General features: G+C 65.5%; 14 protein-coding genes. 5 read left to right on the top strand and 9 right to left on the bottom strand.

The window, feature by feature from the left end:
- Nucleotides 1-128: 128 nt before the first annotated feature.
- Both KY501_RS26955 and KY501_RS26960 read left to right on the top strand, forming a co-directional pair.
- Nucleotides 129-479, top strand: coding sequence for a BP74-related protein (locus tag KY501_RS26955; protein WP_224366320.1), 351 nt, complete (start codon nucleotides 129-131; stop codon nucleotides 477-479).
- A 482-nt stretch (nucleotides 480-961) separates the two neighbouring features.
- Nucleotides 962-2,665 carry an OTU domain-containing protein gene (locus KY501_RS26960; protein ID WP_224366321.1) on the top strand — a complete coding sequence of 568 codons (1,704 nt, stop codon included), beginning with the start codon at nucleotides 962-964 and terminating at the stop codon, nucleotides 2,663-2,665.
- An 8-nt stretch (nucleotides 2,666-2,673) separates the two neighbouring features.
- Here the strand turns inward: KY501_RS26960 and KY501_RS26965 are convergent, their stop codons facing one another.
- The 6 genes from KY501_RS26965 to KY501_RS26990 all read right to left on the bottom strand — a co-directional run bounded on the left by KY501_RS26965 (nucleotide 2,674) and on the right by KY501_RS26990 (nucleotide 11,575).
- A complete protein-coding gene (locus KY501_RS26965) occupies nucleotides 2,674-4,248 on the bottom strand; it encodes a methyl-accepting chemotaxis protein (RefSeq protein WP_224366322.1) in 1,575 nt (524 codons plus the stop codon).
- 106 nt (nucleotides 4,249-4,354) lie between these two features.
- Complete coding sequence (locus tag KY501_RS26970) at nucleotides 4,355-5,587, bottom strand: SET domain-containing histone-lysine N-methyltransferase (RefSeq protein ID WP_224366323.1); 1,233 nt, start codon at nucleotides 5,585-5,587, stop codon at nucleotides 4,355-4,357.
- Between the two features lie 75 nt (nucleotides 5,588-5,662).
- Nucleotides 5,663-7,291, bottom strand: coding sequence for an AAA family ATPase (locus KY501_RS26975; protein ID WP_309242997.1), 1,629 nt, complete (start codon nucleotides 7,289-7,291; stop codon nucleotides 5,663-5,665).
- The gene (locus KY501_RS26980; protein WP_224366324.1) at nucleotides 7,288-8,703 is read right to left on the bottom strand and encodes an AAA family ATPase; all 1,416 of its coding nucleotides are present in this window, start codon (nucleotides 8,701-8,703) and stop codon (nucleotides 7,288-7,290) included. Before KY501_RS26980 ends, KY501_RS26975 begins: the two co-directional genes overlap by 4 nt.
- Nucleotides 8,690-9,532, bottom strand: a complete 843-nt coding sequence (locus KY501_RS26985) for a RelA/SpoT domain-containing protein (RefSeq protein ID WP_224366325.1) — start codon at nucleotides 9,530-9,532, stop codon at nucleotides 8,690-8,692. The genes KY501_RS26980 and KY501_RS26985 overlap by 14 nt, the downstream gene beginning before the upstream one ends.
- 528 nt (nucleotides 9,533-10,060) lie before the next feature.
- The gene (locus KY501_RS26990) at nucleotides 10,061-11,575 is read right to left on the bottom strand and encodes a glycosyltransferase family 39 protein (protein WP_224366326.1); all 1,515 of its coding nucleotides are present in this window, start codon (nucleotides 11,573-11,575) and stop codon (nucleotides 10,061-10,063) included.
- Nucleotides 11,576-11,746: 171 nt separating this feature from the next.
- Between KY501_RS26990 and KY501_RS26995 the strand changes: the two genes are divergently transcribed.
- From KY501_RS26995 to KY501_RS27005, 3 genes are all read left to right on the top strand, one after another.
- Nucleotides 11,747-12,277 (top strand): hypothetical protein, encoded by a 531-nt coding sequence (locus KY501_RS26995; RefSeq protein ID WP_224366327.1) that lies wholly within the window; start codon nucleotides 11,747-11,749, stop codon nucleotides 12,275-12,277.
- Between the two features lie 12 nt (nucleotides 12,278-12,289).
- Nucleotides 12,290-12,838, top strand: coding sequence for a DUF4123 domain-containing protein (locus tag KY501_RS27000; RefSeq protein WP_224366328.1), 549 nt, complete (start codon nucleotides 12,290-12,292; stop codon nucleotides 12,836-12,838).
- Between the two features lie 263 nt (nucleotides 12,839-13,101).
- Nucleotides 13,102-14,967 carry a M4 family metallopeptidase gene (locus tag KY501_RS27005; protein ID WP_224366329.1) on the top strand — a complete coding sequence of 622 codons (1,866 nt, stop codon included), beginning with the start codon at nucleotides 13,102-13,104 and terminating at the stop codon, nucleotides 14,965-14,967.
- Between the two features lie 47 nt (nucleotides 14,968-15,014).
- Here KY501_RS27005 and KY501_RS27010 read toward each other — a convergent pair whose 3' ends face one another.
- The 3 genes from KY501_RS27010 to KY501_RS27020 all read right to left on the bottom strand — a co-directional run bounded on the left by KY501_RS27010 (nucleotide 15,015) and on the right by KY501_RS27020 (nucleotide 20,004).
- A complete protein-coding gene (locus KY501_RS27010) occupies nucleotides 15,015-15,887 on the bottom strand; it encodes a hypothetical protein (RefSeq protein ID WP_224366330.1) in 873 nt (290 codons plus the stop codon).
- A 143-nt stretch (nucleotides 15,888-16,030) separates the two neighbouring features.
- The gene (locus KY501_RS27015) at nucleotides 16,031-19,645 is read right to left on the bottom strand and encodes a zinc metalloprotease (RefSeq protein ID WP_224366331.1); all 3,615 of its coding nucleotides are present in this window, start codon (nucleotides 19,643-19,645) and stop codon (nucleotides 16,031-16,033) included.
- A complete protein-coding gene (locus tag KY501_RS27020) occupies nucleotides 19,642-20,004 on the bottom strand; it encodes a hypothetical protein (protein ID WP_224366332.1) in 363 nt (120 codons plus the stop codon). Before KY501_RS27020 ends, KY501_RS27015 begins: the two co-directional genes overlap by 4 nt.
- Nucleotides 20,005-20,082: the final 78 nt, after the last annotated feature.

Below are 20,082 nucleotides of genomic sequence, written 5' to 3' on the forward strand. Positions count from 1 at the left end.
TAGCATGGGCTGGGCCTCAAGGTGCGTCCGCTGTCAGATTGCGAGAAGACCCAGAAAAAAGAGCTGTGGAGATCCAGGCACGACTCTGGATTCAACCTCCTTCACACAACCCACCCAGGAGGTTTTCCATGGCAACTTCCGTTCGTTTCGCCTTCACGCAGCCCAGCTCCCCCGGGACGGAGTTCATCATCGAACTCACCGATGACAACACGATTGCCCAGGCGCGCCGGATTCTCTCCGGTGAGGAGAAGAATGAAATCCATGTGCATGGCCGGATCATCAAGCGGTCCGTGCCCTACAATCCGAGGTTCTCGTTCCACCTCGACCCGTCCACCATCCGGTTCTTCGCGGTTGCCATCGAGGTCTGCGATGCGAACATGGTGTACGTCGAGGATCACCTGGACGAGGCCGGCGGCGCGTTCCTCCCGGGTGGCCACTGGTGCCCGTGGGATTCCAAGTTGACGCGTGAATTGACCTGACGCCCGCGCTCTGGCGCGAAGGTCCGAGGGCTCGGGTGAGCACCGCCTGGGCCCTCTTGTTGTTGGAGCTGCTCCAACTGCTCATGTCTCACCGCTTCAAGACGATCTTGGCCTTGGAGGTAGAACTGCTCGAGATCAGCCGCACGGTGTTGCGATCCGGCATTGTGAGTGTGAAGCCTCCGCCCAGGGAGACCCGCGTTCGGCCGTTGCCGCCGATGCCGCCTGCCCTCCAACCGCAGTGATGGTTCCTGCGTAGCCCCCAAGTGCTTCGAAGAAGATGTCCGCAGGATCCGTCACGGTCGAGGCCACAGTCCGCGACAAGGCCACGATGACGACCTCGGCACGGGCTGGGGCGCGCGGTGGCTGCTTCCTCGTCATGGTATCCCCTGGCATGCTTGGTGGACCCACAGTATCCCGCGTCACCTCCCTGTCTCGCACCCACCATTGCCAGGTGCTCTGGCAATCCACCGACGAGGATGCCGATGAAGTGTGCCAACAGCGGCTGCTATAACCGGGCGCGCAAGAACAACAAGTACTGCGATCGGTGTTGGCAGCGGCACCAGAAGTCTGAATTTCCCCTGGAGCAATCGCGGAGAGATATCGAGCGCCTCCGCGGATCCTCGGGGCACTTCGTTCGTGCCTCCTCCGTGGAGGTGGAGCGCGAGCCGCCGCCGTTCTTCAAGGACACTCCGCGCTACCAGCAGCAGCAGGAACGGCGTTCGCTCCTCGAACGGTCGCGCCAATCGCCCGAGTCGGTGCGCATCCGCGAGCGGAGCAGCTCACCGGTTCGGGAGCGGAAGAGGCGGCGTATTGACGATGAGGGCTCGAAACAGAAGGGGGGCTCGTCCTTCCCTTCGTTCGAGATCTCCAAAGAGTCCAGGCGCTCGCGCGTCGAGCTGCCGATCCTGTTCGTCCCTTTCGAGGGCAACTTCAGCAATCGAATGATGGGCGGCTACGAGAAGAAGGGCAACCAGACCTCTTCGATCGTGGAGGGAGGGGGCGGTTCTTTCGTCATCCATCAAGGCCGGCGAACCATCGACGAAGGCGACATGTCTTCCTCCGTCGGGTCGAGCTCTCATTGGACCGGCATGAAGGGTGAAGTCACGAAGAGGGAGCTCTTCGGCAGCAACAAGAAGAGCGTCAGCAGTCGGCTCTCGCAGGAGAAGACGAGCACGGATCGGTTCTTCGAGATGGTCGTCATGGCTGCCTACGTGCTCGACTCCGCCGCGTGGCGCTACCGGTTCAGCTCGACGCAGCGCAGCTCGAAGTGCAAGGGGAGCAGCTTCACCGAGACGTGGCTGTTGATCTCGGAGCGTTCATCCACGCCGGAGTTCACCATCGCGTGTGTCCACTTGAGCTCCAAGTACACAACCGTGCGGACCGACAACATGGAGTCGATCCTGAATGAGGTGCTCGTATTCGCGCGGACGAAAGGCGTGCACGCCCTGATTGGGGATTTCAATCTGAACACCTACGGTGTGCACGGAGGCTCATTCTCGGTGTCGAACGAGTTCATCATGGAGAAGCAGAAGCTCTCCATGAAGACAACCTTCGGCACTTCCAACGGCGGTGGTGACAGCGTGTACATGGGCGGGATGATCTGTGACTCGCGAGTGTCCTTCCGCCCGACGCTCACCACCACCGGGTGCTGCGCCGTTCCGCCGTGGTTCCAGTTCGACTCGTGGGAGGGCGAGGTCTTCAGCGACCACCACTCGCTCTATGGCCGCTACGTGTTCTATGGCGAGGAGCGCGTTCGACAGCCGTCGAACGAGGCTGGAGGCGACTGCTCCTTCGTCGCGCTGCGAGCCAGGCTCGGTTTGACCGAAGGCGTCGACGCGCTGCGTCGGCGCATCATTGACGGCATCACGAATGACGTGGTGGCCAACACCCATCTCGCCGGGCCGCGCTCCATCCTCGTGCAGCGTCCCAACTCGGACTCCGCGGTCCCTGTCTGGTGCACCTCAATGAGGGCGTACCTGACCGAGATGCGTAAACCCGGGAGGTGGATGGAAGACACGCTCCTGCCCTACGTCGCCGTGTATCTGCGGTGCAGGATCATCGTTCAGTACGGCGACCACCACGCCGTCTTCGGCGTCGATGGCGGCCGGGACGAGGGCACTGGCTTCATCTGGCCGGAGGGGACAGACATCTTCATGAACTGCCAGGGGAACCACTTCTGGTTGTGAGGAGTGCCTCAAGGAACTCTGGTGACGAAGTGGGGGGAGCGGAGGACCTCAGGCAGAGTCTCGTCATGGGAGTCCGACCGGAGCCGGAAGAAGCGCATCTGCTGCCGCAGGGCTTCGGCTTGTGCTTTCAGCTCCTCCGCCGTGGAGGACAGCTCCTCCGCCGCGGAGGCGTTGCGCTGGGTGACGTGATCAATCTGCCGCATCGTGTCGCTGAGCTGGCCGACGTTCATGGCCTGTTCCTTGCTGGCCGATGAGACCACCTGCACGAGCTTCGTCGTCGTTTGGATGGAGGGCACCAGTTCCTCCAGCATCTCTCCGGAGCGCAGGGCCACTTTCACGCTGGAGCTGGCGAGCACTCCAATCTCCTGGGCCGCTTTCCGGCTGCGCTCGGCGAGCTTGCGCACCTCGGTGGCGACCACCGCGAAGCCTCGGCCGTGATCGCCAGCGCGCGCCGCCTCGATGGCGGCATTCAGCGCGAGCAGGTGGGTCTGGTACGCGATCTCTTCCACGATGGAGATCTTCTCCGTGATGGAGTCCATCGCCGAGACGGTCTGTCCCACTGCCTGCCCGCTCCTCTCCGCGTCCCGGGCGCCCGCGAGCGCCATCTGCTCCAACTGGCGGCTGGTCTCCGCGGTCCGGGCGATGGAGTCATTGAACTGCTGGATGTTGGAGGTGGTCTCCTCCATCGAAGCGGCCTGGGTGCTCGTCCCCTGGGACAGGGCCAGCGCCGCGGACGAGACCTGCTCGGAGGCGGAGGTGAGGGCCTGCGTCGCGGAGCGTGCCTCGCTGATGACATCGGTGAGCCGGAGGACCATCTCCTTCATTCCCGCCATCATCTGACCCGGCTCGTCCTTTCCTCGGGGCGTGATGGTGACGGTCAGGTCTCCCGAGGCCAGTTGACGGGTGAGCTGCACCGCCTGGGCCAGGGGTTGGCGGATGCTCCGCGCCAACAGGGTGCTGAAAAGCAGCGCGACGAACACGCTCGCACTCCCGCCTCCCACCAGCACCCGGTACATGTCCGCCTCCAAGGTCGCTGTCTTCTGGCGCCGCTGCGCGAGCAGCGCGAACTCCTCTGCCTCGATCGCATCGCTGACGGTTCGCAGCTGGTCCATGTACTGCTTCCCCCGAGCCTCTTTCACCTGCGAGATGAGGCTGGAGTGCTCCGCCCGGCCCGCCGTTACCTCTCGCCGGAGCGCCAGCATGGGCTCGAGATAGGAGGTGAGCCATTGCTGGTTGAGCTCCATCAGCTGCCGGATTCGCCCTTGCTGATGCGGATTGTCCTGGGTCAGGCCATGGGCATTGGCCAGGTGCTCATTGAAGGCCGCGCGGCCCTGGGTGAGCGGTTCGAGGAATGTCTCGTCGCCGGTGAGCAGGAAGCCTCGCTCTCCCGTCTCGCGATCCACCGCGCTCTTCATCATCCCCCGGACTTCGAGCAGCACCTCGAAGGTGTGGGTGTCCAGGGCGCTGGCCTTTTCGAGGCGGGAGAAGCTGGAGTAGGACGCCCAGACCAGAGAGAGCAGGAGCAGCACCAGCGTTCCGAACCCCACCTGCAGTTTGCGCGCAATGCTCACGTTTTGAAGCACGACCCCTCCTTCGTGCGTGGAGGGGGAATTGAGCAGAGGTGCGGCCGGATGTCTTCTGTTACCTCAGGCCTTTCTGGCTCCGGGTGCTCTCTGCGTGAAGTGCTCTTCAGCCTGGAGCGAAGGAGGGAAATCCCGTCCGGGCGCGCACGGCATACGAGTGAAGGAGCTTTTTCTCTCCGCTCCGAAGCAGGATGCAGTTGCGCGCGTTGGGCGAGAGCGTCTCTTCCCGGAGGAGCCGCTCATCTTCTTCGAGCGAGGTGGGGTAGCCGGCCAGCCGTCTCTCGCAGCCGGTGGCGAAGGCGGTGCGGAGCCTCTCCTCGTTGCGCTGGCTCAGCGGCGCCCTCGCGTGGGCGAGCGCATCGGGTGCGGTCTCGAGCACGGCGAGCTCCTCGGCCTCCGCCTGGGCCACCCGCAGGAAGGCGAACAGCGGCTCCATGACCTCGGCATCGTAGGTGCGTGACAGCTTGAAGGAGCGCTGCTCATCCGGCGTGGAGAGCCCCAGCAGCCGCTGCTTCTTCGCGGTGAAGGGATCCCCCGGAGGGATGCCCAGGAGCAGCAGCACCTCGTCGTGCGCGTTGTCCTCGTGCACGTACCCGTACTGGAGCAGGAGGCTCAAGTTGCTCTTGTTGCCATAGGTCGTGTGGAGCTCCTGGCCTGCCGCCACGGCGTCTACGCTCTTCACCTGGAAGCACTGCTCCTCCTCCAGCCAGGCCCAGGGGCTGTCCCACGGCCTGCCGTCGTTGATCATGTCCACCAGTGGCACCAGACACGAGCCGTGGGAGCCGCTCCGCGTCATGGTGAAGGTGCGCGTGACCACCGCGAAGTGCGCCCAGACGAACGCGTCGAAGGTGAAGCGGTTGAACCCGGGGACGTGCTGGCTCAGGTGCACGTACCGCTCCGCGACGAGCCGCTGCTGAATCCCGACCATCCCGGCCAGGAAGGAGCCTTGCAGCAGCGCGAGCTCATGCTCCTCGAAGAAGAATGGGTGGGAGGGGAAGGCCGTGGGCAGCATGTCCAGGAAGGGCTTCCAGAAGGAGTCCTCCCCGCGCTCCCGCTCCTGGAGGAGGAAGGCGGACAGGTATGTCCGCTCCTCGTCGAGTTGGGCGTGGTCATCGAGGAGTCGGCCGATCTCGGAGGCCCGTACGTCCTCGACTGTCAGCACGTGGCTGCGTGGAATGCGCAGGAGCGTCTCGCCTGGAGCGATGTCGGCCAGGGCGCGAACGCCCCGTTCGGCTCCCTCCGGGGTGACGATGTGGATCTTGGAGATCCGGGCTCCGCTCTGCTCGAGCCAGCGGAGGAACCTGGAGACCCCCGCGTCCTCTTCTGGATGCGTACCCATGGGAGGTGCTCATTCTAGCCGCTCTCGGCGGTTCCAGGTGGCTAAGGATTCTTGCGCTTCTGACCGCGTATTTCTTCAGCGAGGCGCGGAATCTTTGCCAGACTTGCTCAACTCCGCCTTCCGCCACTGTTTCTCAGCTTCAATGAGTTCCTCCACCATTGGGTGCAACTCTGGCGGTATCTGGCCGAGAATCTGCTGCAAACGAGCATTGGCGCCGGGCTCCTCAAGAGAGGCAGTCGCCAGCGCGTCTGCGACAAGCAAGTGAAGCTGGATTGTGCCAGCCTTTGTGGGTGCCAACCTTTTTTGCTCAGCCGCCATGAGCCAGCGTTTGATCTTCTTGGTGCCAGCTATTGAATATAATTCAGACGGGTTTGATAGGAAGCCCTCTATGAACGTCTCTTCAGCGTGCTCGGGCATTTCTATCGAGTGCACGGCAGCTTCAACATCTTCGTACTTGCTCTGAGCCATGAGCCCTTTGAGAACGGTGGCTGTGTCGCGCAGTTCGGTGGCGCTGTAGAGGTAGGCGAGGAGATTGACGAGCGGCTCCAGCAGCATGCGGCCCTTGCGGTATTGATACCAGAGTCGGAACAAGCCCTCGGAGATGCCGTAGACCGTGCCCTTGCCTCCCGAGCCGTGGGTCACCTCGACGTGTCCGTCCTGCAGGAGCCGTGACATCAGCGTCGAGAGGGAGCGCTCCGGGAGCCGACTCTTCTCGGCGATCTCCTTGAGCGTGAGATTCTTCGGCGCCAGGGCCATGACGGTCACGATGGCGCGCTCGCGCGGCGCGAGCTTGCTCAGCCGAGCCTCGAAATAGGCCGTTTGTGCGTCGAGGAGCGCTCGTAAATCCTCCACGAGCGGTTGGATGCCTGCCTTGTCCCGCATCACCTCGAAGGCCATCACGAGGGAACGTGGCAGTCCTCCCGTCAACTGGTGGATCACCTTCCGCCGGAGGGCCGCATCAGGCCCATCGCCTAGCAAACCCTCCATGCCCTTGCGTTCCGTCAACTCGGCGATTTTGCCGAAGACGCTACTGACCTCCTCCACGGTCAGCGGCTTGAGGGTTCTCTCCTTGAACTGGTTGTAGAGCGGCTCCTTGGGATTTGTCAGCGCCGACATGTACTTCGTCGGCGTCGTGCTGATGAACAGGAAGTGGGCATCGTGCAGAAGCAATGACCGGAGCTGCCGGAGCTGAGTCTTGCGCTCCTTGGGCGCAAAGCCCTCCAGTAGCGCGTCCAGGTTCTCCATGAGGATGAGCAGGATCTTCCCCTGCCGGGTCGACTCTTCCCCAAGGAGCGTGGAGAGTTCCTGGAAGAATCCCTCCTCGTCTCCCGTCCCCGAGAGCTCGCGCAGCTTTTCCAGGAGGCTTGAATCCGGCACCGCCTCGATGAGGCGCTCGGCGATGCGCTCGAGGAGCGTCGCGGGAGAATAGACCTCGTAGACGTCTGCCTCGCCCAGCCAGAGGGGAAGGTATGCCCTGGATAGCTCCGGCTCATTGCGGACCCGGTGGTGGATGATGCCCGTCAGGTGCGTCTTGCCCATCCCTCGCGGTCCGCGGATGAGCCAGTGCTGACGCGTCTGGCCTCGGGCCTGCTCCTGGAGATTGCTGAGGATCTCCTTCAGCAGTGGTTCTCGCCCGACGAGCATCGCCTCGAGCTGCTCTGGCGGTGTAGCTCGGGGGTTGTACAGGGAGACATGGGGGCTCATACGTCCGTTCCTTGGTGCATCCGCCAGAATCGCCGGAAGAGGCGAGAGGCGAGCCGGACCTGCTCACCCTCGAGCGTGACTGGAAAGTGCTCCACCAACCACGCGAACCAGCGTGTCTGCTCGTCGTCCGTGCCCTCGAGACGAGCCTTCACGTCCGCGACATTCAGGCCCCTCCCAGTCTGCGACAGCCGGTCGAGCGCCTCTTCGAGGGTCTCCGCGACGCGGAGATCTTCCTGGGCGAGATGCTCGAGATGGTTGATGAGGTCCGCGAAGGCGTCGGTCGTCGCCAGGAAGCCGTTCAGCTCCTCCTTCAGCGTCTCGACGCTCAGGGAGCGCTCGTGTGCCACGGACGCCAGGTGCCCCAGAAAGCGAAGGGCCGGGTACGGCATCGCGAGATCGACATTCTCCGCGAGCCACTGGAGGTCCGCCGGATCGGCAACGAGCCCTGTTCCCAGAAGCACCCGCCGCATGTCGAACTCGAGCTGGCCCTGAGACAGCGGCGGGAGAAGGTAGCGGCGCAGGTTCCCGAACACACCGGGCAGATGACCGAGGCCTCGATCACGCACGAACGGCTCCAGTTCGATGGAGCCCGCGACTACGAACCGTGCATTCACCTCGCTCGCCGCCGCGTCCAGGGCTGTCAGGACGGCACGAATCCCGTCAGCGCCACCAATGTTGTCGAGCAGGAAGACGAACTCATCCAAAATGAGCACGAGCGGCCGGGCGTCCGCGGCGAGCGTCGCCATCGCCTCGCGCAACGCGGCCTGCCACCCCTGCGTCCGCACCTTCTTGAGCACCTCCGTGAAGCGGCGCCCCGTGGACTGGGCCACGAGCCCTGCGGCCAACGCCTCGGGTGAGCGGAACTTCTCGACGTCGAGAAAGACCAGGTTGAGCCGCTGCCCGCCCGTCTCGGAGAGACGGTACAGCAGCGAGGTCTTTCCAGAGCGCCGAGGCGCCACCAGGAGCACGTGCTCGCCTTGGGCCAGGAGCGTCTGGAGCGTGGCGAGATCTTCATCCCGGCCGAGGAAGTCCACGCCCCGGGCCACGCTCCCCTCCATCCGGGTGGCGCTGGGGAAGAGGTTCTGCCCTCGCCGCAGGTGCTGGAGGGCGGGCCCAAGCAGGCCGCGGAGGGTCTCGGAGTCAAGCCCCCGGAACTCCGCCACCTCCAGCCGGGTCATTCGCATGTGGTCGAGCCGGAAGCCCACCGCCGAGGGCTCGAACTGATTGGCCAGGGTGTACCAGTGGAAGCGGTCATCCACGAACGCGCGGCAGGCCAGTTCGAGCTCGTGCAGCGGACCGATGTCCGTGGCTCCTTCGACGAGAAACAGGATGCTGGCATTGCACCGGGACTCGTTTCTGTCCGAGAACACCAGCAGGCTCCCTGTCCTGAGCGCTTCGTTACGGAGCCGCATGCTCGAGCTCTCCGTCTGGTTGGGCCTCCGCCTCGCGTTTGAGCCGGTTGAAGTCCCGGTCCGCCTGGGCGAGCTGAGCGCTCAGGTCCGCGAAGATGATCCGGTGCTCGAGCGGAACGTGCTCTCCCCTCCGGACGCGCTCGTATACGAGGAAGTGCTCCTTCTTGTCCCAAGCCTCCTGGAGCAGCGTGACGATCTGCACCTCCACCCGATAGCCCCGAAGATCCGCCTGCCGAGGGGAGAACCATCCTTTGCGGCACCGCTCGCCGGTGCTGCGGTGCTCCGGTGCCATCGCGATCATGTCCTCGAACCGATTGCTCGCGAGGCCGAACTCCTCTCGCAGCTGGAACTGGCCCGGCGTGATCCGAGTTCGCTTCGTGGCGTCATAGGGCTCCTCGATGCAGCGGGTGATCACCTCGACGTCGTCCAGGAAGTTGGCGACGATCCGGAAGCGCCCCAGATCCTTGAGCTGGTCGAGATTGTGGAAGCTCACCGGGGGCGCCAGCGTCTGCTCCCGTCGCCACTCGCGCGCCATCTTCTCCAGGATGCTTTCTGGAGACTTGGTGATGTGGCTCTCGTCGATGCGAAAGAAGAGCCGGTCCGGCTGATTCGCGGAGAGTCGCTGCTGGAGCTGGGTCAGGATCGGCTCGACCCGGGCGATGAGCGCCGTGGCGATGCCCCGGTAGATGGCCGCCTGCTGCTCGAGCCACCGGCGGACGTGCGCGAGACGGTCCTCCACTCGCTCGGGGCACGGTCCGTCCCCCCAGGGGAAGTGCGCATCCACCAGCTGTTGGATTGCTCGATCTATCTCCGTGTCAGAGTTTGACATACACACCCTCAACCGCCTTGGCCAACAGGCCAGTTGCTCAACAAGATTGTTGCCCAACAAGATTGTTGCCCAACCAGGTAGTTGCACAACACGTTTGTTGTCAATGGCGTGCTGCGCCCGTGAGCGGCAGGCCTCGTGCAATTCCCCAGCCATTCCGGCCGGTTGGGAAGTTCGCTCGGAGAAGGGCAGGCGCGACGCGTAGCTACCCCGGGCACCGTCCACCGCCGTGGACTCCGTCTTACCCGTGAGAGGTGCCCGGCGTGCCGGAGTCTCCCCGTCCGCCATGCAGGTTCCCCCCGTGGCCGCGCATGCCTGAGGCGCCGTGTCGTCTCGTTGGATGCACGCGGACAGGCCGAAGAGCATCAGCAGCAGGGGCCCATCGCATGCAGCCTCCCGAGGGGATGGCGTCTTGAGCAGACGTGTACCCTATAGGGCTGCGGGATGGAGGCGGCGGGATTCGAACCCGCAGCAGCGCGGTCTTCGCAAGACAGCATCGCTCGGTACCCATGAGCCTGGCCTTTCTGGTGATCACCTGGCGCAGGCCGTGCCCACCACGCCTGCGGGCGCGATGGCCCATCGTCGCTCGGGAGACTCAGCGAGGGCGGCAAAGGGGCGGCATCCCGCCTCGAACGCCTGAGCCGTATCCACCACCACCGGTTCGTTCTCAGGCCAGGCGCCTGTGCGCAGGCGCTCTCTCAATCCGTCGACTCCCGGGACCACGTCGATGGGGCGGTCCAGGTACCAACTCGCGAAGGGGTAGAAGTTGTAGGTCGAGACGAAGCGGATGGAGGAGGGGACGGGGTGCGTGCGGAAGAAGTCCTTCAGCATCACCCCCCGCGCGTTGAGGATGCGTTCGCGCCCGGAGTGATCTCCGGCCAGCCGGAAGCTCACCACGGCCTGCAGTCCGAGCAGGGCCACCGCCACCGCAGCTACCGCGGACCTTCGCGCGTGAAGCGCATGCAGGATGCCAGCGATGGCCACGGCCGCCGGGAGGATCAGGTTGTAGGCCCAGAAGGGGTGCCGGTCCGCGCCCTGGCGGAAGATGAGCAGCATGCCCAGGCCAGGCGCGGCGCTCAGGAGCAGCGCGGGGACGAGCCCTCGCGGCCGCACCCCGAGAGGCAGCCACACCGCCGCCGAGGCGAGCACCACGAGCGTGCCCCACCCGAGCCCTCCACCCAGGAATCCGAGCTGCTTGCTCAGCCAGGCGCTGGCTCCCGGCAGGTTGCTCGAGGAGCGGTATTGGAATTGCCAGACCATGGCCTCGGGCCCCCCGTTGGCCCACACGAGCCAGCCCCCCACCGCGGCCAGAGTCACGGCAGTGACCAGGCCGGGAGCGAGTGCGCGTCCCCAGGCCGAGGCACGCCGCCAACTGCCCGAGCGCAGCTCCGCCCAGGCCAGGGAGAGCGAGAGCACCACCGCGCCGATCGTCCCATCCCAGGAGGAGAGCACGAGCCCCGCGAAGGCGGCGAGCAGGGGCCATCGCCACGGTTCGCCTCGAAGGATGCGGCGAAGTACGGCCTCCAGCGCGAAGAGGAACAGTGGCGTGGCCAGGGTGAGCGTGGTGAGCAGCCTCCCGTAGATGAGCACGTAGGGAGAACTGGCGATGACCGCCGTGGCGAGCAGGGCCAGCGGCTCCGAGACGAGCAGCCGCAGCACGCGGAACAGCAGCAGCAAAGCAAGCCCGGCCGCCCCGAGCGCCGCGAGCCGGGGCCCGGCCTCGGACAGGGTGAAGAGCTGCACGAGGGCAGACACCCACACGGGCAGGGGAGGGTGGTGGGCATAGATGCCAGGGCGCGGTCCCGGCCCCGGGAAGGGCGACACCCGCGCTCCGAGCTGTGAATCCAGCGGCCCCTGGGCCAGCAGGTTGCGAGCCCCCAGGCCCCAGATGGTGGCGTTGACGGCCTCCTCCGTCTGCCCGAACGGATCGAAGAGCGAAGGCAGCGAGAACCCCAGCGGCATGGCGCAGATCACCACCAGCGCGAGGACACGGAATCGGGGCGGCAGAGGGGCTGTCAGGGAGGGCGTCGTCTCGGCGGGAGCCATCGTCGTGAGCCTCCCGTAGCGTCTCGGGGCGGTTCAGGGAAGTACGAAGCTCCTGGGCGCAACTGTGGGCCGCGTGTCGCCTCCGCCGTGGGGTTCACCCCTTGGTTGCGAGGCTTGCGGGGCTTACGGGGATGGGTACACTTCACCTCCCACGATGACTCGGGAGACGCGATGAGCCGGGAGAGCTTCCCCATGTTGGCCGGTGAGTCATGGTCCATCCGGGATGGACTCTCCACCGTGCGCATCTTCCGGCGCACCGCTGTGAGGGATGTGGATCCCTCGCGCGAGCTGCCGCCCGCGGAGGTGTGCTGGAAGCTGGAGACGTGGCTGAGGCTCTCGCCCCACACGCTTCGCTCCCTGGAGGAGGCCCTGGGAGGAGGGTGGCCCGGAGGCCTGACGCGCCTGGAGCGCCTGTCCCATGATCAGCGGTTGATGAACCGCCTGGCCGAGGCCTTCGAGTCCGGCCAACTGATCGCTGTGCTCGAGGAGCGCGCAGCGGGCCATGGACGCGTGGAGGACGACCCCATCGAGGAGCTGCACGAGATCTGGGAGCCGCCTCCCCCTCCCGTGAAGCCAGCGCCTGCCGTCTCTTCGACGATGGACGTCGCGGCCCAGGCCCAGGCCCTGCGCAACGCGGCGCGTGACGGTGTCCCCTTCTGCGAAGAGTGCGAGAAGCGCCGCCAGCAGCAGGCCGCGGCGTAAGGCGAGGCAGGCGTGTGGATCGATCGGATCATCGAGACCCTCTGGCAGTCGGAGCGGCAGGACGAGCACGGGCGCGTCTATGCCGTGCTGGACGCGGCTCGGGACGAGGCCGTGCTGCCCTTCCTGCTCAGCAACGAGGTTCGCCATGAGTGCCTCTACGAAGGCCCGCTGCCTCGCGAGATCCTGGCGGTGGCGCCCTACCTGGTGCCGCTGGAGCGCGAGAAGCCCTTCACCCGCGAGTTGCTGAAGCAGGCCTGGGGACGCTCCTGGGGACTGTTCGTCACGGCTTTCGAGGACGCCTCCACCGTGCGCCGGCACCTGCGCCACTTCCTCAAGGTGAAGGACGAGCAGGGGAAGCGCCTGTACTTCCGCTTCTATGATCCGCGGGTGATGCGGGTGTTCCTGCCCACCTGCACCCCCTATGAACTCAAGGCCCTCTTCGGCCCGCTGGGCTCCTGGAGCATGGAGGGCCCCGAGGGCGCCACGCTCATGCGCTACGAGTTTCAACCCACGAGCAAGCTGACCCTCCAGAAACTGGAGCTGACGTCCCGGAAGCGGTGAGTTCCTGCGTGGGTATGTTTTTGTAAAGAACCTGGTGACAACTGCCTACAAGGTGGTGACAAGTGTCCCAGAGGCAAAGTGCCTTCTGCTGATGACGGAAGTCACCGGCTGACAGGCTTCGGCTGAATACCATCCCCGTAAAAACAAGGAGTTACCAGCGCAAGTTCCTGACGCGCCGCATGGCACACATCATGCTCCATCCTGAATACATCGACTCACCAATCAGGACAAATTCTTACCCCGCTTACTCGGAGCCCACCGCCATGCAGATCGCCAACCGCCCCCAGACGTCCCCGCTGTCCTCCACCCCCGCCGTCAACACGCTCGCGCAGCAGAATCCCGCGGCATCCCCCGCCCGCAAGCAGGAGTCGGGCTTCGAGGCCAAGTCGAGCTTCGCCACCTCGAGCAACAAGCCGCTGGTGGCCCTCACCGCGCAGACGGCCGCTCCGGCCCCAGCAGTTGCCGCCAAGCCCGGCCCGCTGGCGCTCGAGACCCCTGAGGCCCAGGCCGCCGTGCAGAAGTCGCTCGAGTTCATCCAGTCCCAGTCCAGCATCAGCAACCAGGGCATCGTCGCCGGCGGCAGGACTCCCGCCTCTTTCGACCCCCGCTCTGTTACGCGCGACGAACTGGGCATGACGCACGTGCGGCTGGACCGGACGCACGAGGGCGTGAAGGTGTTCGGTGAGCAGGTCATCAGCCACCTGGACAAGGAGGGCAAGGTGTCCAGCCTCACGGGCAACACCTCCACCATCCCGGCCGGGCTGGGCTCGGACGCGGTGAAGCTGTCCTCCGAGGAAGCGTTGGCCGTGGCGCAGAAGGCATTTGCCGGCCACACGGACGCCAGCCATCCGCCCTCCTCCGAGCGCGTGGTGGTGCAGGACAAGGATGGCCAGTACCACTCCGCCTACCAGGTGCAGCTCACCAACGTGGAGGACCTGCAGGCCGATGAGCGTCCGCGCCGGATGAACTACTTCGTGGACGCCAACAGCGGCGAGGTGGTGCGCAGCTTCGACCAGATGGGCGGCATCGAGCTGCCCAAGGCTGGCGAGGCCAAGGCTGGCGAGGCCTCTGCCAAGGGCGAGGCGGCGGCGGCCACCCCTGCCGAGAAGCCTGCCACGCCGAGCACTCCGGCCACCGACAGCAAGGCGGGGGCGACGGGCAAGGCGGATGACACCACGCTCTACAGCGGCAAGGTGGACCTCTCCACCACGAAGCAGGCCAACGGCAGCTACACGCTGGAGGACACCACGCGCGGCGGCGGCATCGTCACCTACGATGCCAAGAACAGGACTTCGCCCAGCGGCAAGACGGAGTTCACCGACAAGAACGACGTGTGGGGCGAGGCCTCGGACAGCGCGAACACCAAGGCGGCGGTGGATGCGCACTACGGCGCGGAGATGACGTACGACTTCTACAAGGACGTGCTGGGCCGTGACTCGCTGGATGGCAAGGGCGAGAAGCTCGTCTCCTACGTGCACGTGGACAAGAACTACGTGAACGCCTACTGGGACGGCGAGAAGATGAACTACGGCGACGGCAACGGGAGGGACGCCGGCCCGCTCACCACGCTGGACATCGCCGGCCACGAAATCTCCCACGGCCTGACCGAGCGCACCGCGGGCCTCATCTACGAGGGCGAGTCCGGGGGCCTCAACGAGGCGATGAGCGACATTCTGGGTACGGGCGTGGAGTGGTACGCCAGCCAGAAGAACTCGGCGGTGCAGTTCGACTGGAAGATGGGCGAGGACGCGTGGACGCCGGCCAATGGCACCGGGGACGCGCTGCGCTACATGGATGACCCGACCAAGGACGGCTACTCCATCGACAACTACAAGAACTACCCGAAGCAGACCGAGGTGCACGGCTCCAGCGGCATCGCGAACAACGCCTTCTACCTGCTGGCCAACGGCGGCACCAACCGCACCTCGGGCGTGCAGGTGAAGGACGGCATCGGCATGGAGAAGGGCCTCAAGGTGTTCTACCGCGCGCTGGAGCACTACATGACGCCGAACACCACCTTCGCCGAGGCCCGTCAGGCCACCATCAACGCCGCCACGGACCTGTACGGCGCTGGCTCGCCCGAGGTGCAGAAGGTCAAGGAGAGCTGGAACGCGGTGGGCGTGAACTGATGGAGGAAGGCAGGGCGGTGCGGCCTGACGCGAGGGCCGCACTCCCCTCACCGTGAGGGCAGTTTCACGACGTCCGAGCGCAGGGTTCCGAACGTGGCGAGGAGGAAGGTCTGCTCGGGGACGTCGCCACAGCGCACCAGGGCCGAGGGCTCGAAGCTGAACGCGCGGCTCTTTGCCTTGAGCATCCGTTTCGCCACGGGAACACTCGCCCAACCGAAGTGCCGGCTGCGCTGGCAGAAGGCGAGCAGCGTGAGGGGTGGGGTGCCCGTGGCCTCGGGATCCAGCGGAATGGCGGGGCCTGGGAGCGCACCGAACATCTGGGTACGGCCCGCGGGACTCTCGAGCACGATCGTCCCTTGGCGGGAACGGGGCGAGGAGGCCGTGTCCCCAACGGTCAGCTGGAGGTCCACACCTGCGCCGGAGGCCCCCCGGGCCGGGTTGGCCGGCACGTGCACCGTCTTCACGGGTGTCACCCGATCATCCAGCCAGAGGAACACGTGGTAGTCCCCCTCTTCGGGTGGCAGCGAGAGGTGCGCGGCGAGATCCACGTTGAAGAACGTCTTCACGATCATCCCCCGCTCGAGCGGTTGCGCCTGAGCGATGGCGGCATCCAGATCCTTCGGCATCGTCGCTGAGATGGGGAGCTCGTTGGGATCCGCCGGCTTGTTGAACGAGACCCGGCCCGTCTTCGCGTTGATGGCGACGATGTGGATCGCGCTCGATAGTTGCGCGCGGTAGATCAGCGTGTAGGGCGCGCTCAATGCAAAGGCGCCGAACAGGGCCACCGTGGGGCCCGTGGGGCCTCGTGCCGGCGCGACCGTGAAGTCCAGGCCGAGGGCGCCCGGGGAGAGCTTCTTCGAGTGGGGAGTCTCTCCGAACCAGAGCGCTGCGGGGATCTGGACTTCGGCCTCGTCGCTCATGTCGCCTTGCCTTTCAGGGCTGCGGGGAGGCATCTCCGCTCGAGGTGCCGGCGCCGCGTTCCATTGCGCTTGCGCGCCTCGGGGGCACCCGGCCAGGGCGAGCAGCAGCCCCGCGAGCACCGATGCATTCGCCAGGCTCCCGCTCAGAACGGAGCGCTCCCCGCCACGGGGGGATTGGTGTAGTCCCGGCCTTTGATCGCGTCCTTGCACGTGTCACAGAAGACCACACTCGGGCTGACCGTGTCGTACATGATGCAGGTGTTGCCGTTGGAATTGCAGTGGGCGCCGTTCAAGAAATAGTAGCGCCCATTGCCGGTGCCACCCGTGTCGGGGAGCGTGCTCGCCGCGAGCCCGAGGTAGTGCCCGGCCTCGTGAAGGACGGTGTTCTCATCCGGTTGGCCGACGGTGTTCTGGCGGAAGCGCATGCCCACGATGGTCGTCGGTCCCCAGGAGATCCCGGAGAGCACCGGGTACTCCTTGAGATGGAAGCTGACGGCGGCGGTGCCTGCTCCGTTGAAGGGCGCCAGCGCCGGTGTCGACCAGGCCAGCTTGAAGACGCCGTTGGTCTCGGTGAGTGTCGTCGTGGCGGAGATGTCCGCCGGGGGAGCCGCCCCCGCGGCTACACTGCACGTTGCCGAGATCAACCAGGCCCCGAGATTGAAGAGGGCCCCTGGAGCGATGGGCGTGTTGCCAGCGGCTGGGTTGAGGTTGGCGCCATTGACGGTGAACGGCGCTCCGTTCGTGGGGGCGAGCGTGATGCTGATGTTCACCGTTCCGTTCCCCGTGTAGGGCGCCAGGGCGGAGAGATCCCAGGCCAGCGTATGTCCTCCACCTCCCGCGGGCGTGAGCGTGACGGCATGATTCATGGACACAGGGGCGCCATTCCAGGTGACCTGGCAGGTGGCCGAGTTCAGCCATGTGCCCTTGTTGGCCAGGTTGGAGTTATCGAAGGTTTGAAAGAGATCGATGCTGGCGGGCGCGAACGAGAGGTTGTTCCAGTCGAACGCCGTATCCTTCTCATTGCCCAGGATGGTGTCGATCAACGCGATGTTCATCTGCCGGGGGCCTGCTACGCCCAGCACGTTCGCCATCCAGACCTGGGAGTCCACGGCCTTGAGGTAGCGTTGGTGCGCTGGCTCGGCCACCGGGGCCAGGCTCGTCACCTTCAGCTTGTTCTGGCCAAAGCCATTCTCCAGGACGTTCGACTTGTCGGTGTAGGGGACGTTCGTGTCCTGCTTCATCGTCGCGTACTTGTAGAAGACCTCCTGCCAGACCTCGATGGGCTTGGAGCACGAGGCCGGCGGAGCGCTGTTCTTCACCGGCGGAGCCTGCTTGACGTACGCGGCGATCGTGAAGGTGTCGCTCGTGAAGCGTGACAGCTCGAGTTCGGCGGACGTCGCGATGCCTTGCGCGTTGGTCTTCACCGCGGCGTCGGTGTCCTTGGGCTCCTGGTACTTCATCCGGTCCGGCAGGTTGGCCTGGTTGGTGTTGCCGGGGATGAGCGTGAAGAGGATCTCGACGTCCTGCAGGGGCTTGGTGAGCTTGGCCTGGCTCTTGAGCTTCCTTCCACGTTCGGGGTTGGTGTTCACCGCGGGCAGGTTGATGTACTGCTTGTAGTCCGCGGTGTCCGGGGTGATCTTTTCAAACGCCACCACGGTCACGAGCGCGAAATCCCCGTTGCGCTTGGCCGTGTGCGCGAGCCCCCCCGCGCCGCGGTTGAGCCCCACGTCGATGCAGACATGGCGGAAGTCATGGGTCGCGGCGCTGCCTTCGATAGAGAGGATCACGTCCCCCGCCCCGAAGTCAGCCCGCGCGAGCTCCAGCGGCCATGCCTGCTCGACGTCCCCCTTGAAGAGCTTGACGCCACCGCTCTGGGACGCCTGTTGCAGGACGACCTTGTGATCGGCTCCGCCCACGGTCCACACGGCATCCGCGGGCTTCTTGACCACCACTTTGGCGCGGCAGTGGTGTCCGTTCTCCTGCACCTGCACGAGGCCACCGCGCTTGACCTTCTGCTCGTCGGTGAGCCTGGTCGCCCCGGGCGCCTGCGGATCGCGGAAGACCTTGCTGTGCGGTTTGCTGTGCTCGTACAGCTCCAGATCGAACTGGACTGCCTCCATCGCCAGCACGGCTTCGGTGACGACGAAGATGGAGCGTTGGGCCAGGGCGCCCAGCTTCGAGGTCGCATCCGGGGTGAGCGTCACCTGGATCTGACCGGCCCCCTTGGCGCGAAGGTAGAGCGTCGCCTTCTTGCCTGTCGTGAGCTCCTTCGCCTCGATCTCCAGGTTCTTGCCGTCGAAACCTGGGGCGGGCTTGTCACCGGCTGCGTCGGTGAACAGCTCGACGTTCGTGCCGAAGCTCAGCTTGGCTCCACCGGTGTAGGTGATCCCTGGCTGATCCTGCTCCAGGGACAGCTCGAGTCGTGTCAGGTCGGTGGGATGGTCGCTCTTGGGCTTCCCCTCGTGCGACAGCAGCCGGTGGGGCACGAGCAGGACCCGGTACTCCGCCTCGATGCACGGCTTCACGAGCTTGGCCTGCTTCACCTCCAACTGCGCGTCCTGGCGTTCGATCGCCCGGACCTGGGGATTGCCGGAGGGATCCAGCTTCAGGCTGATGGCGTGGGTGTCGACCGTCTTGCCCCGGACGAAGAACCGCTTCTTGTGACCCTCCGTGGTTCCATTGGGGATCTTCTTGTTCGCGGGGGCCTGGCACTTCTCGTCATCGAAGAGTTCGAGCTTCTTGTCATCGAAGAGGATCTCTCCACCGCCGCCATAGGAGGGGGCTCCCGTCGACTCGGTGTACCAGACGTCGATGCACGCGGGCGCGGCGTGCCCGCGGTCCCCCTGCAGCCACCCGGTGTTCTCGATGAGCTGCACATGGGGCGTGACGATGTTGACGGGCTGGATGGTGAGGGCCTGCGCCACGGGCCCCAGTTCGCGAACCTGGGGATTGCCCGAGGCCGTCAGGGCAAGTTGCACCTGGAGCTCACGCACCGCGGTCCCTTGGACATACAGCGGTGCTCCCTGACGCAGCTCGTTGGCGGAGAAGGACTGCGCGGCTTGCGTGCACTCGGGATTGCGGAAGAGTTGAGCACCTCCTCCGAGAACACTCACCTGACCCTGCCCCGTGTACGCATGAGCGGGTTGGCTCTCCGCGATGCTCAGCCTGAGCCGAGCCGCCTTGTTGCGGCCGGGGGCATCCGGATCGTGCCACGCCGAATCATCCTCGACGGCGATCCTCGGCGTGACGAGGTTGATCGCCTGGATCTGCACCGTCGCGTTGGCTGGGCCGTGGGGGATGATCTGTGGGTTGCCCGAGGGAGTCAGGGAGAGCTGAAGGGTCACGGGCCCTGCCGCGGTGCCGCGAATGTAGACCGGCTCGCCCCCGCGCAGTGCGGCCGCTCCATAGGAGGCGGGCACCGGAGCGGTGCACCCTGGATTCGAGAACAGGGTGGCACTCCCTCCCGTCACCGTGATGACTCCTGCCCCCTGGTAGGGCATTGCCGGCCGGGTCTCGGCGATGGAGAGGACCACCTGGGCGGGTGTGGAGCGGGTGATGTCGCCGCTGTCGTACCACCCCGGCGTGGAGACCACCTGGATGGCGGGCGTGACATCGTTGATGAGATCTTCGGCCAGACACTCCTGCTTCGGCTGGGTGGTGGGGGCCTCCTCTTCCGCATAGAGGTTGGCCTCGTCGAACCTGCGCTTGGGTGTGGTGCTCGGCGGCGGAGTGGAGTTCGTGTCATCCAGGATGCTCACGTGTGGTCCTCCCCATCCGAGAGGTGCCCCCGGGCCACGAGTGCCAGCACCTCGAGCCGTGTATTGGGATCGCTGAGAGCCGGATCCTGGAGCACGTGCTCGGCCCAGGGGAGTTCCTCGAACCCTGCCCCGAAGAGCACCCGCAGGTGGACGAACTTGCAGAGGGTGGCCGCGCGAGTCGCGCCATGGACCCGTGCCCGCTCGACGCTCACGTCGATGAGGCCCCACAAGGTGTCATCATCCATGTCCGCGAGCTCCGAGGCAAAGGAGGCACGCAGGTGGGGGCGGAGCCATTGCTTGAGGTGATCGAACCGAGTCTCGGCCAGTGCCTCTATCTGGGCTTTGCGGATGATCAGCACGGCAGAAGGATAGCTTCATTCGTGCCCCATCAGCTGCTCAATCCTTGGAGGAGAGGAGTCCGTCGAAGGCCTTCTCAT

Source organism: Hyalangium versicolor, assembly GCF_020103695.1.
Lineage (GTDB): Bacteria > Myxococcota > Myxococcia > Myxococcales > Myxococcaceae > Hyalangium > Hyalangium versicolor.